A 21,903-nucleotide genomic window follows, 5' to 3' on the forward strand; every position below is an offset into this window, starting at 1 on the left:
ATCTTTCAACACACAAAATGGAACGCGGAGCGTCCCGGGCGGCATTCCCACGCGGAGCATGGGAACAATCAATCGGGGGCAGGAGAAAGAGATTGGTCGGCTGTCAGGCCGCCATCGCTGGCAAGCCAGCTCCCACAGGGTTTGGTGTACATCGGCTAGAGGCTGGTCGGCTGTCAGGCCGCCATCGCTGGCAAGCCAGCTCCCACAGGAATCGGCGTGTACCGCTCGCTTCTCACCACTCATTAGGCCGAGCGTTAGCTCGCCTGCTTTTGATCTTGATCTGCCCGCCCCTTTCGGGAGGCTGAGTGGAGGTGTTCATCCGGGGAGTGGCGCGCAGCGCCGTTCGACGCAGTCGAACACGCTGCATGTAGGTCGTCGCGAAGCAGACCGGAGGGCAGTGTCCCCGGATGGATACCGGAGCGAAGGTACGCCGAGCCCAGGCGAGGGGCCGGACGCTTGGGGCGAGCCTTTTTGGGTACTTTTTTGGCGTTTGAAAAAAGTGCCTCGCCGTCAGGGCGAAACCGCCAGCTGCCGTTACCGCAGGAATGGATATGTACACCAGCAAGAGACTGGTCGGCTGTCAGGCCGCCATCGCGAGCAGGCTCACTCCCACATTTGAAACGTGTACACCAGCAGAAACCAAGCCAATCTCCGACAATGAAACCAGCATTCGGCCCCTTGCCCCCACGCCACAGCAGGCTAACATCAACAAATGGAAAAATAGTCCCAATCCCCCTCAAGTTGAAGGACCCAACTACCGACACAGTACTAATAGGGCAAATACTCAAAACAACAGCATTTCGGCCAAGCTGCTGGCAAAAAACCCTGAGGTTGATTGTCCCTTTGACTGCCATCACGGGATTGCCAATACTCATGGCAACTTGATGCTACCCGCACGGAACAAGGAATAACCCTTTGAAGCTGGAACTCAAGAACAGCTTGTCGGTGAAGTTGCTCCGGGTCGTGCTCCTGTCGGCATTGATCGTCGGCGTAGTCTTGAGCTGCGCGCAGATCGTCTTCGATGCCTATAAAACACGCCAGGCCGTGGCCAATGATGCCGAGCGCATCCTCGACATGTTCCGCGACCCTTCGACCCAGGCCGTCTACAGCCTGGACCGGGAAATGGGCATGCAGGTGATTGAAGGCCTGTTCCAGGACGACGCCGTGCGCCAGGCCTCCATCGGCCATCCCAACGAAGCCATGCTCGCGCAAAAATCCCGTGAGTTGCAGCATTCAAACAGCCGCTGGCTGACCGACCTCATTCTTGGCAAGGAACGCACCTTCACCACCCAACTGGTCGGTCGAGGTCCGTATAGTGAATATTACGGCGACCTCAGCATCACCCTCGACACCGCCACCTACGGGCAAGGCTTCATCGTCAGTTCGGTGATCATCTTCATTTCCGGCGTGTTGCGCGCCCTGGCCATGGGCCTGGTGCTGTACCTGGTCTACCACTGGCTGCTGACCAAACCGCTGTCGCGCATCATCGAACACCTGACCGAAATCAATCCGGACCGCCCCAGCGAACACAAGATTCCGCAACTCAAGGGCCACGAAAAGAACGAACTGGGGATCTGGATCAACACCGCCAACCAGTTGCTCGAATCCATCGAACGCAACACCCACCTGCGCCACGAAGCGGAAAACAGCCTACTGCGCATGGCCCAGTACGACTTCCTCACCGGCCTACCGAACCGTCAGCAATTACAGCAACAACTGGACAAGATCCTGGTCGACGCCGGCAAATTGCAACGTCGGGTCGCAGTGTTGGTGGTGGGTCTGGACGACTTCAAAGGCATCAACGAACAGTTCAGCTATCAGACTGGCGACCAATTGCTGCTGGCCCTGGCCGATCGCCTGCGTGCTCACAGCGGTCGCCTCGGCGCCCTCGCCCGTCTCGGTGGCGATCAGTTCGCCCTGGTCCAGGCCGACATCGAACAACCTTACGAAGCCGCCGAACTGGCGCAAAGCATCCTCGATGACCTGGAAGCGGCGTTTGCCCTCGATCATCAGGAAATCCGCCTGCGCGCGACCATCGGCATCACCCTGTTTCCCGAGGACGGCGACAGCACCGAGAAACTGCTGCAAAAAGCCGAACAGACCATGACGCTGGCGAAAACCCGCTCGCGCAACCGCTATCAGTTCTACATCGCCAGCGTCGACACCGAGATGCGCCGCCGCCGGGAACTGGAAAAAGACCTGCGCGACGCCCTGCGCCGGGACCAGTTCTACCTCGTCTACCAACCGCAGATCAGCTACCGCGATCACCGGGTTGTGGGGGTCGAGGCGCTGATTCGCTGGCAGCATCCCGAACACGGCCTGGTGCCGCCCGACCTGTTCATCCCGCTGGCCGAGCAGAACGGCACCATCATTGCCATCGGCGAATGGGTGCTGGATCAGGCCTGCAAACAACTGCGCGAATGGCATGACCAGGGGTTCATCGACCTGCGCATGGCGGTGAACCTGTCCACGGTGCAACTGCACCACGCCGAGCTGCCGCGGGTGGTCAACAACCTGTTGCAGATGTACCGCCTGCCACCGCGCAGCCTGGAGCTGGAAGTCACTGAAACCGGCCTGATGGAAGACATCAGCACCGCCGCCCAGCATCTGTTGAGCCTGCGCCGCTCCGGCGCACTGATTGCGATCGACGATTTCGGCACCGGTTATTCGTCCTTGAGCTACCTGAAAAGCCTGCCGCTGGACAAGATCAAGATCGACAAGAGCTTTGTGCAGGACCTGCTCGATGACGACGACGATGCCACCATCGTTCGGGCGATCATCCAGCTGGGCAAGAGCCTGGGCATGCAGGTGATTGCCGAAGGCGTGGAAACCGCCGAGCAAGAGGCCTACATCATCTCCGAAGGCTGCCACGAAGGTCAGGGCTACCACTACAGCAAACCACTGCCGGCACGTGAATTGGGCGCTTACCTGAAACAGGCGCAGCGCAGCAACGCAGCTATTTTGTAGAGATCAAAAGATCGCAGCCTCGTTTCACTCGACAGCTGCTACGGGCCCATGTGCTTCTGTAGCAGCTGTCGAGTGAAACGAGGCTGCGTTCTCTTGATCTACGACACAAACCCCGCCTGAATAAGAAATATTTCCAGCCACAACCCTTTACAGATAATGCGAAAGATTTGCATTATGTCGCAGTTTTGCGCACTTGCTGCGCCATACCACCCCTCTCGAAGCAGGATGTTCGCCATGATTCGTATGCCTCTGGCTACCGCCAGTCTGTTGGCCATCGCTATTTCCCTCGCCGGTTGTGGCGAAGGCAAAGACAAAGCTGCAGCTCCAGCGCCTACACCGGCCGCCAGCACGACCGCGCCGGCGCCAGCCACCGCCCCTGCCGCTACCAGCAAAGTCGACGAAGCCGCTGCCAAAGCCGTTGTCGCGCATTACGCTGACATCGTCTACGCCGTTTACAGCGATGCCGAATCTACCGCGAAGACCCTGCAAACCGCCGTTGACGCTTTCCTCGCCAAGCCGAACGCCGACACCCTGAAAGCCGCCAAGGCTGCCTGGGTTGCTGCCCGCGTTCCTTACTTGCAGAGCGAAGTGTTCCGCTTCGGCAACACCATCATCGACGACTGGGAAGGTCAGGTGAACGCCTGGCCACTGGACGAAGGCCTGATCGACTACGTCGACAAATCCTACGAACACGCACTGGGTAACCCGGGCGCCACGGCCAACATCATCGCCAACACCCAGGTTCAGGTCGGCGAAGACAAGATCGACGTCAAAGACATCACCCCGGAAAAACTCGCCAGCCTGAACGAGCTGGGCGGTTCCGAGGCCAACGTCGCCACCGGCTACCACGCCATCGAATTCCTGCTCTGGGGCCAGGACCTGAACGGCACCGGCCCTGGCGCCGGCAACCGTCCAGCCTCCGACTACCTGGAAGGCAAAGGCGCCACTGGCGGTCACAACGATCGTCGTCGCGCTTACCTGAAGTCCGTGACCCAGCTGCTAGTCAGCGACCTGGAAGAAATGGTCGGTAACTGGAAGCCGAACGTGGCCGACAACTACCGCGCCACCCTGGAAGCCGAACCGGTTGATTCCGGCCTGCGCAAAATGCTGTTCGGCATGGGCAGCCTGTCCCTGGGCGAACTGGCGGGCGAGCGCATGAAGGTTTCCCTGGAAGCCAACTCCCCTGAAGACGAACACGATTGCTTCAGCGACAACACCCACAACTCGCAGTTCTACGATGCCAAGGGTGTGCGCAACGTCTACCTGGGCGAATACACCCGCGTCGACGGCACCAAAATGACCGGCGCCAGCCTGTCGTCCCTGGTGGCCAAAGCCGACCCGGCTGCAGACACCGCGGTGAAAGCCGACCTGGCCGCAACCGAAGCCAAAATGCAGGTCATCGTCGATCACGCCAACAAGGGTGAGCACTACGACCAGCTGATCGCCGCCGGCAACACCGCTGGCAACCAGATCGTTCGCGACGCGATCGCCGCCCTGGTCAAGCAGACCGGCTCGATCGAAGCCGCCGCTGGCAAACTGGGCATCACCGACCTGAACCCGGACAACGCTGATCACGAGTTCTGATCAACGCTGGCTGAATAAAAAGGCGACCTTCGGGTCGCCTTTTTCATGCCTGCCTAAACACAATCTCCTGTGGGAGATTCTATGTTGCCCGGCAACCCTGAATTCTCAGGCTGACAGGTATTCGCTCTGATTTTTCATCAGGGCAAATGCCACTCGACAGAGCTTTCGGGCCAAGGCAACCAAGGCCTGGGTTTTCGAGAAGCCTCTAGCCAGGTATGCCTCGTAAAACGGCTTCCATTTAGGCGAGCGACACGCCGCCATTGCGGCGTTGTACGCCAAACGACGAACCTCCGGATCTCCTTTTTTGGTCAGGTACCGCTGCCCATTCTTCTTGCCGGAGTCTTCGACTGCCAAGTCCATTCCCAGGAATGCGATGAACGCATCGCTGTTCGCAAAATCGCCCCGCATAAAGGTCGTCGCCAACCCGGTTGCGGTCAGTTCCCCAACGCCTTCGATGGCTTTGCAGCGATCAATATTCGCCTCAATTCCCGCCTCTTTGCTGACCTTGCGCAGCAGTTTCTGAATCGCCTGATCCGCTTGCTTGAACGCCTTCTGCTGAGCGACCTGCACTTTCTTCAACAAGGGTTCATTGGCCCAACTCAACATCAGCCCAGCATGGTTCTGGATCAGCGTTGCACGTCTGTGAAGCAGGCTTTTCAGCGAGCTGTAGGCCTTGGGTGGCGGGCTCCAGACCCGCAGTTTGCTTTGTTCATTCTCCAGGTAACGCGCCAGCAAACGCGCATCGCAGGGATCGTTCTTGGCTCGTTGACCAACGCCACGGCGGTAATGACTCACGCGATAAGCATCCACCACGTAGACCTGATGACCCATCTCATGGGCCAGCTCTACCGTGTCCAAGTGGTAGATGTTGGTGGCTTCAACGGCGATAGCGCTTTGGGCAGGCAGGGTTTTAAGCCAACGCTTGAGGGCGGTTCGATCGTTCTTGATGTCTTGAATGATTTGCAGGTCGGTGCGATAGACAGCAATTTGGGCCTTGGCGATATCGATACCAACAACCGTCTGCGAAGTAAGGATTGTCATGACGAATCCTCGGAGCTAGGGTTTAAGTGCTTGTTGGGGTCTACCGTTGCGCTGGCTTGTCTCTATCGTCGGTTTACCGATGAATTCCTTATCGGCGCTTTGGGTAGAAGGGGCGGGACGAGAAGTCTCCCACAGTCTGTACTGGTCAGAGTCAGAATCGAGTCTGTAGTCCCACCCACCCCTTCAAGTCTAAACATACAAGCGAGCCTGCTCGCGATGAGGCAGTGTCAGTCAACATAGATGCTGAATGTAAGACCGTCATCGCGAGCAGGCTCGCTCCCACAGGGGGAATGCGGTTTTCCAGCCGAACACTGCCCCACATCAACCAAACGATAATTCCTCTTATTCAATCTCCCTTGCCCTGTTAGACTTTGCGCCCTTGTTTTGCTCGTCTTGCAGGATGTCTGATGCCCTCGCTGCTTCTTCGCTTGTCCGCACTGTTTCTGGCCCTGGGCCTGAGTGCCTGCGATGACGCCCCGCGTTTTACCAAGGCCGAACCCGGTGAAGCCCGGTCCGGTGGCGCAGCGACCGTGCGCAAGACCGATCAGAACGCTTTCTCCCTGCCCTCCGCGAACCTGTCGCCATCACGGCGCGTGGATTTCAGCGTCGGCAACAGTTTCTTTCGCAACCCTTGGGTGATCGCTCCCTCGACCACCACCGCCCGGGACGGACTCGGTCCGCTGTTCAATACCAACGCCTGTCAGGGCTGCCACATCAAGGACGGTCGCGGTCATCCGCCGACGCCTGATGCGGCGAACGCGGTATCGATGCTGGTGCGCCTGTCGATCCCGGACGCGCCGGCGTATGCCAAAGTCATCGAGCAGCTCGGTGTGGTCCCGGAGCCGGTCTACGGCGGCCAGTTCCAGGACATGGCCGTGCCCGGCGTCACCCCGGAAGGCAAAGTGCGGGTCGATTACACCCCCGTTGCGGTCCGCTTCAAGGACGGCACCGAAATCGAGTTGCGCAAACCCAGCCTGAACATCACCCAGTTGGGTTACGGCCCGATGCACCCCGACACCCGATTCTCGGCCCGCGTTGCCCCGCCGATGATTGGCTTGGGCTTGCTCGAAGCCATCCCCGACGAGGCGATCCTCGCCAACGCCGAGGCGCAGGCCAAGGACAAAAACGGCATTGCCGGACGCCCGAACCGGGTCTGGGACGACGTGCAACAGAAAACCGTCCTGGGCCGATTCGGCTGGAAAGCCGGGCAACCGAACCTCAATCAGCAGAACGTCCACGCGTTTTCCGGCGACATGGGCCTGACCACCACTCTGCGCCCCTTCGACGACTGCACCGATGCGCAAACCGTCTGCAAACAGGCACCCAATGGCAACGGCCCGAATGGCGAGCCGGAAGTCAGCGATAACATTCTGCGCCTGGTGCTGTTCTACAGCCGCAACCTCGCTGTGCCGGCCCGTCGCGACGTCAACGCGCCCGAAGTGCTGGCCGGCAAGAACCTGTTTTTCCAGGCTGGGTGCCAGTCCTGTCACACACCGAAATACACCACCGCCGCCAACGCCGCTGAACCTGAACTGGCCAATCAAGTGATTCGCCCTTACAGCGATCTGCTGCTGCACGACATGGGCGACGGTCTAGCCGACAACCGTACCGAATTCCAGGCCAGCGGCCGCGACTGGCGCACCCCGCCGTTGTGGGGCATCGGCCTGACGCAGGCGGTCAGTGGCCACACCCAGTTCCTGCATGACGGCCGCGCCCGCAATCTGCTTGAAGCCGTGCTCTGGCATGGCGGCGAAGCGAAAGCGGCCCAGCAACAGGTTTTGTCTTTCAATGCCGAGCAGCGCGCTGCGTTGCTGGCGTTCTTGAATTCCCTTTAAACCGTATTCCATAACGGGAGCCCGACATGTTCCGTCCCAAATTGTTGTTCACCAGCCTTGCAGCACTCGCCCTCGGCGCTTGCTCGCCACAGGACCCGCAAGCCGTCACCTCGGCCGCCATCGCCAAATCGGTGATCCTGCCGACGTACACCCGCTGGGTTGAAGCCGATCGCCAATTGGCCGTCAGCGCCCTCGCCTATTGCGAAGGCAAAGAAAACCTCGACACCGCCCGCGCCGACTTCCTGCACGCGCAGAAAGCCTGGGCCGAGTTGCAACCGCTGCTGATCGGACCGCTGGCCGAAGGCAATCGCGCCTGGCAGGTGCAATTCTGGCCGGACAAGAAAAACCTGGTCGGCCGTCAGGTCGAGCAACTGGTCACCGCGCAGCCGCAGATCGATGCCGCCGCGTTGGCCAAGTCCAGCGTCGTGGTGCAAGGCCTCTCGGCTTACGAATACATTCTGTTCGACAGCAAGCCGGACGTGGCCAACGACGCACAGAAAGCCAAGTACTGCCCACTGCTGAAAGCGATTGGCGAGCGTCAGAAACTGCTGGCCGAAGAGATTCTGCAAAGCTGGAACAACACCGACGGCATGCTCGCGCAGATGAGCAAATTCCCGAACCAGCGCTACGCCGATTCCCACGAAGCCATCGCTGATTTGCTGCGTGTTCAGGTCACCGCCCTCGACACCCTGAAGAAAAAACTCGGCACGCCGATGGGCCGCCAGAGCAAAGGCGTGCCGCAACCGTTCCAGGCCGATGCCTGGCGCAGCCAGTCGTCCTTGGCCGGCCTTGAAGCCAGCCTCGCCGCAGCCAAAACCGTGTGGGAAGGCGTCGACAACAAAGGCCTGCGCGGCCTGTTGCCGAGCGAGCAGAAACCGTTGGCCGACAAGATCGATGCCGCTTACGCCGCGTCCCTGAAACTGTTCGCCAGCAATCAGCGTCCGTTGGCCGACATGCTCAACGACGATGCCGGCCGCCAGCAACTCAACGATATCTACGACAGCCTCAACGTTGTCCATCGCCTGCACGAAGGCGAACTGGCCAAGGCGCTGGGCATCCAACTGGGCTTCAACGCCAACGACGGTGACTGATGAGGGCGAGTGCCATGCTGCGACGTCAGGCTCTGACTTTAGGTAGTTTGCTGCTGGGAGCAGTGACACTGGGCGGCTGGACGCTGTTCAAGCAAAAGGACAAGAGCCCGCTGCTGCTCTCGGCGCGGGACGATGGCGACGGCAAGCATTACGCCGTCGGTTATCGGCTGGACGGCACCCGGGTGTTCGCCACCCAGGTCGGCCAGCGTTGCCACGACATCATCAATCACCCGACGCTGCCGATCGCGCTGTTCGTCGCCCGGCGTCCGGGCACCGAGAGTTACCTGATCGACCTGCGTGACGGCACGCTGCTGCAAACCGTGGCCTCGCTGCCGCACCGGCATTTCTACGGTCACGCGGTGATTCACAAGAGTGGCGACTGGCTGTACGCCACCGAGAACGACACCTCCGATCCGGGTCGCGGATTGTTGGGTGTGTATAAGTTCGAAGGTGAGCGGCTGGTGCACAGCGGCGAGATTTCCACCCATGGCATCGGCCCGCATCAGGTGTCGTGGATGCCGGATGGCGAGACCCTGGTGGTGGCCAACGGCGGCATTCGCACGGAGGCTGAAAGCCGGGTCGAGATGAACCTCAACGCCATGGAACCGAGCCTGGTATTGATGCAACGCGACGGCACCCTGCTGAGCAAGGAAACCCTCGCCCAGCCGATGAACAGCGTGCGTCATCTGGGGATCGCCAGCGACGGCACCATCGTCGCCGGTCAGCAGTTCATGGGGCCGTCTCACGAGTCTTCAGAGTTGCTGGCGATCAAGCGTCCCGGCCAACCGTTCGTGGCGTTCCCGGTGCCTGAGCATCAGCTGCAGGCGATGGGGCATTACACCGCCAGCGTGGCGGTCCATAGCGACTTGCGGCTGATCGCGTTGACGGCACCACGGGGCAACCGATTTTTTATCTGGGACATGGACAGCGGTGAAGTGCGCCTGGATGCGCCGCTTCCCGATTGCGCCGGGGTGGGTGCCGTGGCCGATGGCTTTGTCGTGACCTCGGGTCAGGGCCGCTGCCGTTACTACGATTGCCGCCAGACAAATCTGGTAGCAAAACCGCTGGAGCTGCCGGCGGGGCTCTGGGATAACCACCTGCACCTCATCTGACCGCTTTCCCTGTGGCGAGGGGGCTTGCCCCCGTTCGGCTGCGAAGCAGTCGTAAACCGGATGACGCGGTCTGGTTGACGGACCGCGGTGCCTGGTTTTGGGGCCGCTTCGCGACCCAACGGGGGCAAGCCCCCTCGCCACAGGGTTTGTGTTCCATCCCGTCCGTGTAGACATGCAACTCGCCTGTAATTTCTACCAGTTGGAATCCCCCGCCGACTCAGAGTAATGTGCCCCACTGTCTCACCTGATTTTCTCCAAGGAAGTGGAAATATGCTGCGTCGCCGCATGCTGATCATGTTGGGTATCGTTCTGCTGATCGTGCTGGTCTTGGCCGGTTACAAAGCCTTCTCCATCTACACGATGATCCAAGGCTTCTCCGCGCCGAAACCGCCGATCAGTGTCGCCGCGACCACTGCCTCCGAACGTCCGTGGCAAGCACGTCTGCCAAGTGTCGGCACCCTCAAGGCGCTGCAAGGCGTGGACCTGAGCCTGGAGACCGACGGCACCGTCATCGATTTGCAGTTCGAATCTGGCCAGAAGGTCAAGGCCGGCCAACCACTCCTGCGACTCGACAGCGCCGTGGAAAGTGCCTTGCTGGAAACGGCTCAGGCCGACCTCGGACTGGCCCAACTCGATTACGGTCGCGGCAGCCAACTGGTCGGCAGCCAGGCCATTTCCAAAGGCGAATTCGACCGATTGTCGGCGGTGCAGAAAAAGAGCAAGGCCACGGTCAATCAACTCAAGGCTGCGCTCGGCAAAAAAAGCATCGTCGCGCCCTTCAGCGGGACGATCGGCATTCGTCAGGTGGACATTGGTGACTATGTCGCCACCGGCACCATGATCGCCACCCTGCAAGATCTCAGCAGCCTGTATGTCGACTTCTTCGTGCCCGAACAGTCGATACCGAAGATCGGCATCGGCCAGTCGGTGCAAATCATTGTCTCGGCCTACCCGACAGAGACCTTCCCCGGCACCATCAGCGCAATCAACCCGAAAGTCGAAAACAGCACCCGCAACGTGCAGGTCCGCGCGACCCTGGCCAACCCCGACGGCAAACTGTTGCCCGGCATGTTCGCCAGCCTGCAGGTGATGTTGCCCGACCCGCAGCCGCGCATCGTCGTGCCGGAAAGCGCGATCACGTACACGCTGTACGGCAACTCGCTCTACGTCGTCGCGCAGAAAAAAGCTGAAGACGGCAGCGTCGAAAAAGACGACAAGGGCCAGCCGATCCTGATCGCCGAACGGCGTTTCATCGAAACCGGCGAGCGCCGCGACGGGTTGGTGATGATTACCAAAGGCGTGCAGAACGGCGAAAAAGTGGTCACGGCCGGTCAGATCAAACTGGACAACGGCGCACACATTGCCATCAGCGACGACAAGACCCTGACCGATAAGAACAGTCAGCCACGTACTGACTGATCAAGGAATCCTCATGGCTTTTACCGACCCGTTCATCCGCCGCCCGGTGCTCGCCACCGTGGTCAGCCTGTTGATTGTGCTGCTGGGCTTCCAGGCCTGGAGCAAGCTGCCGCTGCGCCAATACCCGCAAATGGAAAATGCCCTGATCACGGTGACCACGGCCTACCCCGGGGCCAACGCCGAAACCATCCAGGGCTACATCACCCAACCGATGCAGCAAAGCCTGGCCAGCGCCGAGGGCATCGACTACATGACCTCGGTCAGTCGCCAGAACTTCTCGGTGATCTCGATCTACGCGCGCATCGGCTCCAACAGCGACCGCTTGTTCACCGAGCTGCTGGCCAAGGCCAACGAGGTGAAAAACCAGCTGCCGCAGGACGCCGAAGACCCGGTTCTGAGCAAGGAAGCCGCCGACGCCTCGGCACTCATGTACATCAGTTTCTTCAGCAAGGAACTGAGCAACCCGCAAATCACCGACTACCTGTCGCGGGTCATCCAGCCAAAACTGGCGACCCTGCCGGGCATGGCCGAAGCCGAGATTCTCGGCAACCAGGTGTTCGCCATGCGCCTGTGGCTGGACCCGGTGAAGCTGGCCGGTTTCGGCCTGAGCGCCAGCGACGTGACCAACGCGGTGCGCCAGTACAACTTCCTCTCCGCCGCCGGTGAAGTGAAAGGCGAGTACGTCGTCACCAGCATCAACGCCAACACCGAGCTCAAATCCGCTGAAGCATTCGCCGCGATTCCGCTCAAGGTCGAAGGTGACAGTCGCGTGTTGCTCAGCGATGTGGCGCGGGTCGAGATGGGTGCGGAAAACTACGACTCGATCAGTTCGTTCGGTGGCACTCCTTCGGTGTACATCGGCATCAAGGCCACGCCGGGCGCCAACCCGCTGGACGTGATCAAGGAAGTGCGCAAGATCATGCCGGAGCTGGAAGCCCAGCTGCCACCGAATCTCAAGGGTGAAATCGCCTACGACGCCACGCTGTTCATCCAGGCCTCGATCGACGAAGTGGTGAAAACCCTCTTCGAAGCGGTGCTGATCGTGATCGTGGTGGTGTTCCTGTTTCTCGGGGCGCTGCGTTCGGTGGTGATCCCGGTGGTGACCATTCCGCTGTCGATGATCGGCGTGATGTTCTTCATGCAGATGATGGGCTACTCGATCAACCTGCTGACCCTGCTGGCGATGGTGCTGGCGATCGGTCTGGTGGTGGACGATGCCATTGTGGTGGTGGAAAACATTCACCGGCACATCGAGGAAGGCAAGACGCCGCTGGATGCGGCCATCGAGGGCGCCAGGGAGATCGCGATGCCGGTGGTCTCGATGACCATCACCCTGGCGGCGGTCTATGCGCCCATCGGTTTCCTGACCGGGCTCACGGGGGCGCTGTTCAAGGAGTTCGCCCTGACACTGGCCGGGGCGGTGGTGATCTCTGGCGTGGTCGCGCTGACCCTGTCGCCGATGATGTGCGCCCTGCTCCTGCGCCACGATGAAAACCCCAGCGGCCTGGCCCATCGCCTCGACCTGATTTTCGAAGGCCTCAAGCGCCGATACCAAAGCATGCTCCACGGCACCCTCAACACCCGGCCGGTGGTGCTGGTGTTCGCGGTCATCGTGCTGTGCCTGATTCCGGTGCTGCTCAAGTTCACCAAGTCGGAACTGGCCCCCGACGAGGATCAGGGCATCATTTTCATGCTGGCCAACGCCCCGCAACCGGCCAACCTCGATTACCTGAACACTTACACCGACGAATTCATCACCATCTTCAAGGAGTTTCCCGAGTACTACTCTTCGTTCCAGATCAATGGATTCAACGGCGTGCAGTCGGGGATTGGCGGTTTCCTGCTCAAACCCTGGAACGAACGCGACCGCACGCAGATGGCAATCCTGCCCGAGGTCCAGCGCAAACTGGAGAGCATTTCGGGGTTGCAGATCTTTGGCTTCAACCTGCCCTCTCTGCCCGGCACGGGCGAAGGGTTACCGTTTCAGTTCGTCATCAACACGGCCAACGATTACGAAGCGCTGCTGCAAGTGATGGACCGGGTGAAAAAACGCGCAATGGAGTCCGGCAAGTTCGCCTTCGTGGACGTAGACCTGGCCTTCGACAAGCCCGAAGTCGTCGTGGATATCGATCGCGCCAAGGCTGCGCAGATGGGCGTGTCCATGCAGGATCTCGGCGGAACCCTGGCCACGTTGCTGGGGCAAGCGGAGATCAACCGTTTCACCATTGAAGGTCGCAGCTACAAAGTCATCGCTCAGGTCGAACGACCTTTCCGGGACAACCCGGACTGGTTGAACAACTACTACGTGAAGAACACCCAAGGCGAACTGCTGGCCCTGTCGACCCTGATCACCGTCACCGACCGCGCCCGTCCACGGCAGTTGAACCAGTTCCAGCAACTCAACTCGGCGATCCTGTCGGGGGTGCCGCTGGTGAGCATGGGTGAAGCCATCGACACCGTGCGCCAGATCACGCAGGAAGAGGCGCCGGCCGGATTTGCCATGGATTACGCCGGCGCATCGCGCCAATACGTGCAGGAAGGCAGCGCGCTGTGGGTGACCTTCGCCCTGGCGCTGGCGATCATCTTCCTGGTGCTGGCGGCCCAGTTCGAAAGCTTCCGCGATCCGTTGGTGATCCTGGTGACCGTGCCGCTATCGATCTGCGGCGCCTTGATTCCGCTGTTCCTGGGGTGGTCGAGCATGAACATCTACACCCAGGTCGGGTTGGTGACCTTGATCGGGTTGATCAGCAAGCACGGCATTCTGATCGTCGAGTTTGCCAACCAACTGCGCAAGGAGAAAGGCCTGACACCTCGTGAGGCTGTGGAGGAAGCGGCGGCTATTCGATTGCGCCCGGTGTTGATGACCACGGCGGCGATGGTATTCGGCATGGTGCCGTTGATCATCGCCACGGGCGCGGGCGCGGTCAGTCGGTTCGATATCGGCATGGTGATCGCAACGGGGATGTCGATCGGCACGTTGTTCACGCTGTTCGTGCTGCCATGCATCTACACCCTGCTGGCCAAACCCGACGCCAAAGAACACCCATAAACCCTGTGGGAGCCAGCCTGCTGGCGATGGCGGTCCGCCATTCAGCATTGTGTTGAATGACACACCGCCATCGCCAGCAGGCTGGCTCCCACACTGGTCTGGTGCAAGGCTTTAAGTTCGGGCACAAAAAAAGGCCTCGCATTTGGCGAGGCCTTTTATTTTGGCTTCAATCTGTTCAACTCTGCGGCCTCATTCCTTGAGAAAGTCCGAACATAAACAGCAACAAATCATGATCGGGTCGGGATGCCTCGGATGCCTTCGCTACCCGAGGCAACGGACAGTGAGCATCGGCGCTCACTGAACTGAGGACTTGCGTGCGGGGCTGCTCCCACGCCGCCACCGCCAATGAAGCAACTGCCAAGGCTCCTATCAGAAACACACCTCGTGCAATTTCTAGTTTCATTGCTATAAACCTTTGATAGCGCTGCCAAACGCCGTCTCATAAAAATAGACGAGTTTGCGCCAGTCTGCCGTGCTGAACGACGAGTGGCGGCGCAGCTGCTTCATGTCATGAGCAGCCGCGCGATAGGCAGTCAAACGCTGTCGGCATTTCTCCAGATCGATCAAGGCAATCTCGACCTTGGCCGAGTCATCTTCACCCGTGACCCGCACAAATACGTGCTTGATGTAGATGCAGCTGTGCTGCCATCGACCCTTGTGCATGCGGGCAAGATTGTCGGCCAGATCCTTCAGGACGCGATCATGAACCACTTCGCCGTGGCGCTCGCGACCACCGCCGGCGTACCAGTGTTCGATTTCCTCGAAGCCATCCAGCGACTTGGTCACCAGCAAGGCGCGCCATTTGTGCACAGGGTCGCGCTGTGCGCCGCAGAAAACGATTTCCGGAACGCGCACGTCAAGCGCGCGAAGGCCAATGAGCGCGTCGCGCTCGCGCAACACGGTCGGGCGACCGAACGGGTGCAGCCAGCTGCGATAGATATGCCCGGTCTGCCGCTTGGCGTAGAGCAGCTGTCCATCACTGCCCATGACACGCTGCACGCCACTTTCTCCGCCGCGACGGACGTTGGGTTCTTCTACCCACTCACCGCGCTGATTCCAGAAATAGTCGAAGCGGTCCTGAGAAGCGACGTCCGTTTCTGCTGCACATTGCACTGCCATCCTGTTACCTCTTGCGTAATACGTAAACTCGCCACATGGCATAGAGCGGTAAAAAGTCCAGTTGTTCCTGAATACGGAACCCTGCCTGTTCGAACTCCTTTTCTACCGTGGCCGCCGGTAACACAAATCGGTTTTGGTAACCTTCCTGCCCACGCCGTTTCTCTGAGCGCTTGCGTTTCCAGGCCTTGAAATTGCCGTCCACCCACAACGAAAGGATCACGCTGTCACGCGTGACTCGTTCAAATTCGCGCAGGATGGCCAGTCGATGCTCGGATTCACCGATGTGATGGAGCAAACGCATGCAGAAAATGCTGTCGACTGCATTGTCAGGCAAGGCAATGTCGAATGCGGAAGTGTGCAAGGGTTGTACCCGTTTCACCACGTCGGCCGGTTGCGCCTGGGTGGCAATCTTCAACATCGACTCGGAGTTGTCGGCCCCGATGATCGCGCGATTGGCTTTTTCCGCCAGCAAGGGCCAGAAACGCCCCGCCCCACAGGGTAAATCGAGGACCAGCCCGGGCTCGCCGACCAGCGCCAGCGCCTTTCGCGCCAACTGCTCGTCACGCCAGTGGGATAGCTTACGACCGAGGCCATCCTGGTGCTTCTGCAAATACCTTTGAGCGTGTTGATCGTCGTACTTTTCGGAAAAATCGAGTTTGATCGGGCCGTCCATCATTAAGGTCTCCTGAACTTCTGATGACACCTACCATAGGTAGCGTAGTGTCAGTGTCAGGTCATGCCTTTGTGAAAAAATTGTTATGTAAACGCGCAATCATTTCAAGGTTTTTCAGGATGCTCGGAGCCGCGATTCTTGAGCGTCGCTATTGGTGGCCCAACTCCACCTGAAAACGACAGCCATTAGGTTCCATATTGGTCAGGCTGACGTTCCAGCCCTGGTTCTCGCAGATCCGCTGTACCAGCGACAGGCCAAGCCCCAGGCCCTCGCCGCGCTTTTCGCTGCCACGCACAAAAGGCTCGAACATGGCCTCGCGTTTTTCCTCGGGAATACCTACGCCACTGTCCTCGACCATGAACCCCGTGGCCGTGAGGGTCAGGCGAATGAATCCCTGTTCGGTGTAATGCAGTGCGTTACGCAACAGGTTGCCCATGACGGCGTGCAAGAGGGTTGCGTTGTAGCAGGTGCCGAGCGGATTGCCCGGTTCGAAGATCAGCTTCAGCCCCTTGGCTTCAATCGGTTCGCGCCACTGGTTGAGCAGGCCGTCGGCGACCTGCCCCAGGGTCTGCTGCGGCGCGATGCTGGCGTCTTCGCGCTGGGCCCGGGCCAGCATCAGGAACGTTTGAACCAACTCGCGCATCTCCGCGCAGGCGCGGGCAATCCGCTCGACCTGAGCCCGACCACGCTGGTCGATACCGGGGTTTTCCAACAGCAACTCACAGGAACTGGCCAGCACCATCAATGGCGTGCGCAGTTCGTGGCTGACGTCGCTGGTAAACAATCGCTCGCGGGTCAGCGCCTGGCGCAAACGCCCAAGGGTGGCGTCGAAAGCAACAGCCAGCTCGCCCACTTCGTCGGCGGCATAATCCGGCGCCAAGGGAGGGGCCAGCCCCAGCAGTTGATCGCGGTGACGCACCTGGCGGGCAAGGCGCACCACCGGCGCCATCACTTTTCGCGCCAACACCCAGCCGAGAAAGACCGCCAGCGCCAGGCTCAGCACGAAGCCCACCAGCACCACGGCAAACAGTACCCGCTCACGCTCTTCGAAATCGCTCTGGTCCTGAAGCAAGACGTAACGCCGGCCATCGACGATTTCGACCATCGCGTGATACGACAGCTGTTCGCGAAAGACCTCGTGGAAACCGGAATCCAGATGCCGCAAATCCTTGGGCAGCTCGAAGTCCCCCGGTCCACCGCTGAAATAGAACAGCTGGTCCGGCTCGGGACGATGGCTCCAGTCCGAGACGCTGTCCATCAGCAGCAGCCGTTGCAAATCGCCGCCCAGCCCGGCCGAAATCAGCTTTTCTTCCACCAGGTGCACGGTCGCCACAATGCCCATGGCGAAGGCGCCCGCCACCAGCGCACTCATCAACGCAAAGGCGATGATGATCCGTTGAGCAAGGCTCTGCTTAAACTCCATCACGGCCCTCGGCCAAGCGATAACCCACACCGTGCACGGTTTGCAGCAACGGCTTGGCGAACGGCTTGTCGATCACTTGGCGCAGTTGATGGACGTGGCTGCGCAGGCTGTCGCTGTCTGGGCAGTCATCGCCCCACAGGGCTTCTTCAAGAATTTCGCGGCGCAGTACATGCGGGCTTTTCTGCATCAGCACAGCCAGCAACTTCAGGCCGACCGGGTTGAGCTTCAGCAGGCGACCTTCGCGGGTCACCTCCAGGGTGTCGAGGTCGTAGCTCAGATCGCCGACCTGCAAGGCTCGTCGACCGCCACCCTGGGCACGCCGCATGACCGCTTCGATACGCGCAGCCAGTTCAGACAGGGCGAACGGTTTGATCAGGTAGTCATCGGCACCGGATTTGAAGCCTTGCAACCGGTCGTCAAGCTGATCGCGCGCGGTGAGCATGATCACCGGCGTGTCGCGGCGGGCGTCTTCGCGCAGGCGTTTGCACAAGGTATAGCCGTCGATGCCGGGCAACATGATGTCGAGCACGATCAGGTCATAGTGCTCGGTGGCCGCCAGGTGCAGACCCGACAAACCGTCCTGCGCGCAATCCACGGTGTAGCCTTTGAGCCCCAGGTAATCGGCCAGATTGGCCAGGATATCGCGGTTGTCTTCAACCAATAGAATTCGCATGGGCACCTCCTCCGTACACAGTAACGGCCGTCATGGCCCGCGCAGCTTAAGGCCAAGTGTGGCTCAGGGCTAGGATTGCGTGCAGTTGCCAATCCAATAGAAATGCAGAGAACGGCTTAACAAGTTTTTCACTATCGATTCACACACCGACGACAGTGCGGGGCTCAGACTCCGCGCGGATGCGCTTTTCAGAACCCTTCACCAACCAAGGAAATGCCATGGCTTCGACCGCTGCCCGCCCCGCTTCCAGGCCCCTCAACTTTTGGGTATGCCTGGGGGTGCCCGCTATCACGGCGATCATTCTGGTGCTGCTTGAACTGACGTCCCTGGACATGGACCTGGCCAAACTGTTCTACGACCCGGTTGCCGGGGAGTTCATCGGGCGCCACAGTTACTTCCTTGAGAACATTCTGCATGACCGCGCCAAGCAGGTGGTCATCGCGTTTTCGGTGTTTGCGATTATCGGCTTTATTGGCTCGTTTTTTATCGTCAGGCTCAAGCCGTTCAAACGCGAACTGGGCTGCCTGGTGTTGTCGCTGGCGCTGGCGACCTCATTCGTGACGCCGGTCAAAGCGGTGACGGCTGTGCAGTGCCCTTGGAGCCTGGAGCAATTCGGCGGCCATGAAACCTACAGCGAACTGCTCAGCCCGCGTCCGCAAACCGACAAACCTGGACGTTGCTGGCCCGGAGGCCATGCGGCGACCGGGTTTACGTTGTTTGCGCTGTTTTTTGTACTGCGTGACCGTCGTCCGCGGCTGGCGCGCCAGGCGTTTGTGTTTGCGTTTGCACTGGGGACGGTGTTTTCGGTGAGCCGGATGATGCAGGGGGCGCACTTCTTTTCGCATAACGTGTGGACGGCGGTTTTTTGCTGGCTGATTTGTTTGGGGTCTTACTACTACATCCTGTATCGACCGGCGGGCAAGGCTGAGCGAGTGGCCAAAGCACAACAAGCTACAGCCTGAAACACAGATCCAAATGTGGGAGCGGGCTTGCTCGCGAAGGCGATGTGTCAGACAACATTGATGTCGACTGACACTCCCTCTTCGCGAGCAAGCCCGCTCCCACATTTGATCGCGGTGAACCTGCGAGCAATAAAAAACCCCGCCGGCTCATCGCCGGCGGGGTTTTTATGTACAGGGTAAGGCTGGCTTACATCATGCCGCCCATGCCGCCCATACCGCCCATGTCTGGCATACCGCCGCCAGCTGGACCGTCTTCCTTGATCTCGGCGATCATGGCTTCGGTGGTGATCATCAGGCTGGCAATCGACGACGCCGCTTGCAGAGCCGAACGGGTCACTTTAGCCGGGTCCAGGATGCCCATTTCGATCATGTCGCCGTATTCACCGGTGGCAGCGTTGTAACCGTAGTTACCCGAACCCTGCTTGACCTTGTCGACAACTACGCTTGGCTCGTCACCGGAGTTGGCAACGATCTGGCGCAGTGGCGCTTCAACAGCGCGACGCAGCAACTGGATGCCAACGTTCTGGTCATCGTTGTCGCCTTTCAGCTCGGAGATAGCCTGCAGAGCGCGAACCAGTGCCACGCCGCCGCCAGGTACCACGCCTTCTTCAACGGCTGCACGGGTAGCGTGCAGGGCGTCTTCAACGCGGGCTTTCTTCTCTTTCATTTCAACTTCGGAACCGGCGCCAACCTTGATCACTGCAACGCCGCCGGACAGCTTGGCCAGACGCTCTTGCAGTTTTTCACGGTCGTAGTCGGACGAAGTGTCAGCCACTTGCTGACGGATCTGCAGAACGCGAGCCTGGATATCAGCTTCAACGCCGGCGCCGTCGATCACGGTGGTGTTTTCTTTGGACAGGATCACGCGCTTGGCATTACCCAGGTGTTCCAGGGTAGTGCTTTCCAGGCTCAGACCGATCTCTTCGGAGATAACGGTACCGCCAGTCAGAACAGCGATGTCCTGCAGCATGGCCTTGCGACGGTCGCCGAAGCCTGGAGCCTTGACGGCTGCGACTTTAACGATGCCACGCATGTTGTTCACAACCAGAGTCGCCAGGGCTTCGCCTTCAACGTCTTCGGCCACGATCAGCAGTGGACGGCCGGCTTTGGCAACGGCTTCCAGTACTGGCAGCATTTCGCGGATGTTCGAGATCTTTTTGTCGACCAGCAGGATCAGCGGACCGTCGAGCTCGGCAGTCATGGTCTCTGGCTTGTTGACGAAGTACGGGGACAGGTAGCCACGGTCGAACTGCATGCCTTCAACAACCGACAGTTCGTTTTCCAGGCCCGAGCCTTCTTCAACGGTGATCACGCCTTCTTTACCGACTTTTTCCATGGCTTCGGCAATGATGTCGCCGATGGAGCTGTCGGAGTTGGCCGAGATAGTGCCGACCTGAGCGATGGCCTTGGTGTCAGCGCAAGGCTTGGACAGGGCTTTCAGCTCTTTGACGATAGCGATGGTCGCTTTGTCGATGCCGCGCTTCAGGTCCATCGGGTTCATGCCGGCAGCGACGGCTTTCAGGCCTTCGTTGACGATCGATTGAGCCAGAACGGTAGCGGTGGTGGTGCCGTCGCCTGCGTCATCGTTGGCACGGGAGGCAACGTCTTTGACCAGCTGCGCGCCCATGTTTTCGAAGCGATCTTTCAGCTCGATTTCTTTGGCAACGGACACGCCGTCCTTGGTGATGGTCGGAGCGCCGAAGCTCTTCTCGATGATCACGTTACGGCCTTTAGGGCCCAGGGTCGCTTTTACTGCGTCAGCCAGGACGTTGACACCGGCGAGCATTTTCTTGCGGGCGGAATCGCCGAATTTAACTTCTTTAGCAGCCATGATCGATATTCCTTAAATACTTTGTAGTAGCGGGAAAATGGGCGGGGAATCAGCCTTCGACAACAGCGAGGATTTCGCTCTCGCCGATGACCAGCAGGTCTTCGCCGTCAACTTTCACAGTGTTGCTGCCGGAGTAAGGGCCGAACACAACCTTGTCACCCACTTTCACGGACAGCGCACGCACTTCACCGTTTTCCAGGACTTTGCCCGGGCCTACAGCGAGGACTTCGCCCTGGTTTGGCTTTTCAGCAGCCGAACCTGGCAGGACGATACCGCCAGCGGTTTTCTTTTCTTCTTCGCTGCGACGGACGACGACGCGGTCATGCAGAGGACGAAGCTTCATTGTCGATCTCTCCTAATTGTGGTTTTCATCGGCCGGTGTATTCCCGGCGGGTTTAACAAATCCGGCGGTGCCGGGTGCGGTTCGTCAAGCGAACCGCGGAAGTCTGTCTGGCGTGATCGCCAGAAACCTTGCGGTGACCGTTACATAAGGGCGCATAAGCTTATTACAAGGGCGGGGATCGAAATTTTTTGCATCAATGCCCCGAAAACGAACACGGCACCCGAAGGTGCCGTGCAGCTGAAACGCTTTACTTGGAATCGCGGTGTTCGAACTCGCCTTCGATCACGTTGGGCTCGCGACCCAGCGGCTGCTGGGGAGCAGGACCGCCACGTGGTTGAAGATCGTCGGCGAACGCACGCTGACGGATCGCGGCCTCTTCGGCGCGCTGGCGCATTTTATTGGCCAGCAGTCGGCGGGAGATCGGCAGCAGCATGATCAGACCCAGCACGTCCGAGACGAAGCCAGGCAGGATCAACAGACCGCCCGCCAGGGCCAGCATCAAGCCTTCGAGCATGGTCTGGGCTGGCAACTCGCCGCGGTTCAGGCTTTCACGAGCACGCAACGCGGTGGCCAGACCGGCGATACGCAGCACGAACACGCCGAGCATCGAGCCGAGAATGATCAGCAGCAGGGCCGGGAAAAACCCGATAGCCCCGCTGACCTTGACGAATACGAACAGCTCCAACACCGGAAACAGTACAAAGAGCAATAAAAAAGGGCGCATCAAATGGTTCCTCAACGCAAGAATGCCTTGCCAGTCTTCCCTAGATGACGTCGCCGT

General features: G+C 59.7%; 18 protein-coding genes. 9 read left to right on the top strand and 9 right to left on the bottom strand.

Annotated features, from left to right (window positions below):
* Nucleotides 1-551 precede the first annotated feature (551 nt).
* From ACA060_RS22720 to ACA060_RS22730, 3 genes are all read left to right on the top strand, one after another.
* Nucleotides 552-911, top strand: a complete 360-nt coding sequence (locus tag ACA060_RS22720; protein ID WP_497313327.1) for a hypothetical protein — start codon at nucleotides 552-554, stop codon at nucleotides 909-911.
* Between the two features lie 4 nt (nucleotides 912-915).
* The gene (locus ACA060_RS22725; protein ID WP_497313329.1) at nucleotides 916-2,967 is read left to right on the top strand and encodes a putative bifunctional diguanylate cyclase/phosphodiesterase; all 2,052 of its coding nucleotides are present in this window, start codon (nucleotides 916-918) and stop codon (nucleotides 2,965-2,967) included.
* A 234-nt stretch (nucleotides 2,968-3,201) separates the two neighbouring features.
* Entirely contained in the window at nucleotides 3,202-4,551 is a 1,350-nt protein-coding gene (locus ACA060_RS22730; protein WP_497313331.1) for an imelysin family protein, read from the top strand.
* A gap of 105 nt (nucleotides 4,552-4,656) precedes the next feature.
* On the opposite strand, the gene ACA060_RS22735 is transcribed toward ACA060_RS22730, so the two are convergent.
* Nucleotides 4,657-5,592 carry an IS110 family transposase gene (locus ACA060_RS22735; RefSeq protein ID WP_497312732.1) on the bottom strand — a complete coding sequence of 312 codons (936 nt, stop codon included), beginning with the start codon at nucleotides 5,590-5,592 and terminating at the stop codon, nucleotides 4,657-4,659.
* A gap of 407 nt (nucleotides 5,593-5,999) precedes the next feature.
* Between ACA060_RS22735 and ACA060_RS22740 the strand changes: the two genes are divergently transcribed.
* The 5 genes from ACA060_RS22740 to ACA060_RS22760 all read left to right on the top strand — a co-directional run bounded on the left by ACA060_RS22740 (nucleotide 6,000) and on the right by ACA060_RS22760 (nucleotide 14,098).
* Nucleotides 6,000-7,427, top strand: coding sequence for a di-heme oxidoreductase family protein (locus ACA060_RS22740; RefSeq protein ID WP_497313333.1), 1,428 nt, complete (start codon nucleotides 6,000-6,002; stop codon nucleotides 7,425-7,427).
* 26 nt (nucleotides 7,428-7,453) lie between these two features.
* The gene (locus tag ACA060_RS22745; protein ID WP_497313335.1) at nucleotides 7,454-8,518 is read left to right on the top strand and encodes an imelysin family protein; all 1,065 of its coding nucleotides are present in this window, start codon (nucleotides 7,454-7,456) and stop codon (nucleotides 8,516-8,518) included.
* Between the two features lie 14 nt (nucleotides 8,519-8,532).
* Nucleotides 8,533-9,630, top strand: a complete 1,098-nt coding sequence (locus tag ACA060_RS22750; protein WP_497313337.1) for a DUF1513 domain-containing protein — start codon at nucleotides 8,533-8,535, stop codon at nucleotides 9,628-9,630.
* Nucleotides 9,631-9,900: 270 nt separating this feature from the next.
* Nucleotides 9,901-11,049: an efflux RND transporter periplasmic adaptor subunit gene (locus ACA060_RS22755; RefSeq protein WP_497313339.1), complete on the top strand. Its 1,149-nt coding sequence runs from the start codon at nucleotides 9,901-9,903 to the stop codon at nucleotides 11,047-11,049.
* Between the two features lie 13 nt (nucleotides 11,050-11,062).
* Nucleotides 11,063-14,098: a multidrug efflux RND transporter permease subunit gene (locus tag ACA060_RS22760; RefSeq protein ID WP_109634411.1), complete on the top strand. Its 3,036-nt coding sequence runs from the start codon at nucleotides 11,063-11,065 to the stop codon at nucleotides 14,096-14,098.
* 175 nt (nucleotides 14,099-14,273) lie between these two features.
* Here ACA060_RS22760 and ACA060_RS22765 read toward each other — a convergent pair whose 3' ends face one another.
* The 5 genes from ACA060_RS22765 to colR form a co-directional block, all read right to left on the bottom strand.
* On the bottom strand, nucleotides 14,274-14,501 hold the full coding sequence (locus ACA060_RS22765) for a hypothetical protein (RefSeq protein WP_109634413.1): 228 nt from the start codon (nucleotides 14,499-14,501) through the stop codon (nucleotides 14,274-14,276).
* A gap of 2 nt (nucleotides 14,502-14,503) precedes the next feature.
* The gene (locus ACA060_RS22770; RefSeq protein ID WP_497313341.1) at nucleotides 14,504-15,217 is read right to left on the bottom strand and encodes a lipopolysaccharide kinase InaA family protein; all 714 of its coding nucleotides are present in this window, start codon (nucleotides 15,215-15,217) and stop codon (nucleotides 14,504-14,506) included.
* 4 nt (nucleotides 15,218-15,221) lie between these two features.
* A complete protein-coding gene (locus tag ACA060_RS22775) occupies nucleotides 15,222-15,890 on the bottom strand; it encodes a class I SAM-dependent methyltransferase (protein ID WP_109636200.1) in 669 nt (222 codons plus the stop codon).
* Nucleotides 15,891-16,038: 148 nt separating this feature from the next.
* Nucleotides 16,039-17,313: a sensor histidine kinase gene (locus tag ACA060_RS22780; RefSeq protein WP_497313343.1), complete on the bottom strand. Its 1,275-nt coding sequence runs from the start codon at nucleotides 17,311-17,313 to the stop codon at nucleotides 16,039-16,041.
* Nucleotides 17,303-17,986, bottom strand: coding sequence for a two-component system response regulator ColR (gene colR / locus ACA060_RS22785; RefSeq protein ID WP_054045155.1), 684 nt, complete (start codon nucleotides 17,984-17,986; stop codon nucleotides 17,303-17,305). The genes ACA060_RS22780 and colR overlap by 11 nt, the downstream gene beginning before the upstream one ends.
* Before the next feature lie 218 nt (nucleotides 17,987-18,204).
* Here colR and ACA060_RS22790 point away from each other — a divergent pair, with 218 nt between their 5' ends.
* Nucleotides 18,205-18,948, top strand: coding sequence for a phosphatase PAP2 family protein (locus ACA060_RS22790; RefSeq protein WP_497313345.1), 744 nt, complete (start codon nucleotides 18,205-18,207; stop codon nucleotides 18,946-18,948).
* 187 nt (nucleotides 18,949-19,135) lie between these two features.
* Here ACA060_RS22790 and groL read toward each other — a convergent pair whose 3' ends face one another.
* The 3 genes from groL to ACA060_RS22805 form a co-directional block, all read right to left on the bottom strand.
* Nucleotides 19,136-20,779, bottom strand: coding sequence for a chaperonin GroEL (groL, locus tag ACA060_RS22795; protein ID WP_008155543.1), 1,644 nt, complete (start codon nucleotides 20,777-20,779; stop codon nucleotides 19,136-19,138).
* Nucleotides 20,780-20,828: 49 nt separating this feature from the next.
* Nucleotides 20,829-21,122: a co-chaperone GroES gene (locus tag ACA060_RS22800; protein WP_017340553.1), complete on the bottom strand. Its 294-nt coding sequence runs from the start codon at nucleotides 21,120-21,122 to the stop codon at nucleotides 20,829-20,831.
* A 247-nt stretch (nucleotides 21,123-21,369) separates the two neighbouring features.
* Nucleotides 21,370-21,846, bottom strand: a complete 477-nt coding sequence (locus tag ACA060_RS22805; RefSeq protein WP_497313348.1) for an FxsA family protein — start codon at nucleotides 21,844-21,846, stop codon at nucleotides 21,370-21,372.
* Nucleotides 21,847-21,903: the final 57 nt, after the last annotated feature.

Source organism: Pseudomonas sp. LBUM1671 (assembly GCF_059695685.1).

Coding starts and splice junctions, on each gene's coding strand:
- ACA060_RS22775 (WP_109636200.1), bottom strand. CDS start 15,890: ATGGACGGCCCGATCAAACTCGATTTTTCCGAAAAGTACGACGATCAA.
- ACA060_RS22790 (WP_497313345.1), top strand. CDS start 18,205: ATGGCTTCGACCGCTGCCCGCCCCGCTTCCAGGCCCCTCAACTTTTGG.
- ACA060_RS22760 (WP_109634411.1), top strand. CDS start 11,063: ATGGCTTTTACCGACCCGTTCATCCGCCGCCCGGTGCTCGCCACCGTG.
- ACA060_RS22740 (WP_497313333.1), top strand. CDS start 6,000: ATGCCCTCGCTGCTTCTTCGCTTGTCCGCACTGTTTCTGGCCCTGGGC.
- ACA060_RS22780 (WP_497313343.1), bottom strand. CDS start 17,313: ATGGAGTTTAAGCAGAGCCTTGCTCAACGGATCATCATCGCCTTTGCG.
- ACA060_RS22735 (WP_497312732.1), bottom strand. CDS start 5,592: ATGACAATCCTTACTTCGCAGACGGTTGTTGGTATCGATATCGCCAAG.
- ACA060_RS22745 (WP_497313335.1), top strand. CDS start 7,454: ATGTTCCGTCCCAAATTGTTGTTCACCAGCCTTGCAGCACTCGCCCTC.
- ACA060_RS22770 (WP_497313341.1), bottom strand. CDS start 15,217: ATGGCAGTGCAATGTGCAGCAGAAACGGACGTCGCTTCTCAGGACCGC.
- ACA060_RS22730 (WP_497313331.1), top strand. CDS start 3,202: ATGATTCGTATGCCTCTGGCTACCGCCAGTCTGTTGGCCATCGCTATT.
- colR (WP_054045155.1), bottom strand. CDS start 17,986: ATGCGAATTCTATTGGTTGAAGACAACCGCGATATCCTGGCCAATCTG.
- ACA060_RS22800 (WP_017340553.1), bottom strand. CDS start 21,122: ATGAAGCTTCGTCCTCTGCATGACCGCGTCGTCGTCCGTCGCAGCGAA.
- ACA060_RS22750 (WP_497313337.1), top strand. CDS start 8,533: ATGCTGCGACGTCAGGCTCTGACTTTAGGTAGTTTGCTGCTGGGAGCA.
- ACA060_RS22765 (WP_109634413.1), bottom strand. CDS start 14,501: ATGAAACTAGAAATTGCACGAGGTGTGTTTCTGATAGGAGCCTTGGCA.
- ACA060_RS22720 (WP_497313327.1), top strand. CDS start 552: ATGTACACCAGCAAGAGACTGGTCGGCTGTCAGGCCGCCATCGCGAGC.
- ACA060_RS22805 (WP_497313348.1), bottom strand. CDS start 21,846: ATGCGCCCTTTTTTATTGCTCTTTGTACTGTTTCCGGTGTTGGAGCTG.
- groL (WP_008155543.1), bottom strand. CDS start 20,779: ATGGCTGCTAAAGAAGTTAAATTCGGCGATTCCGCCCGCAAGAAAATG.
- ACA060_RS22755 (WP_497313339.1), top strand. CDS start 9,901: ATGCTGCGTCGCCGCATGCTGATCATGTTGGGTATCGTTCTGCTGATC.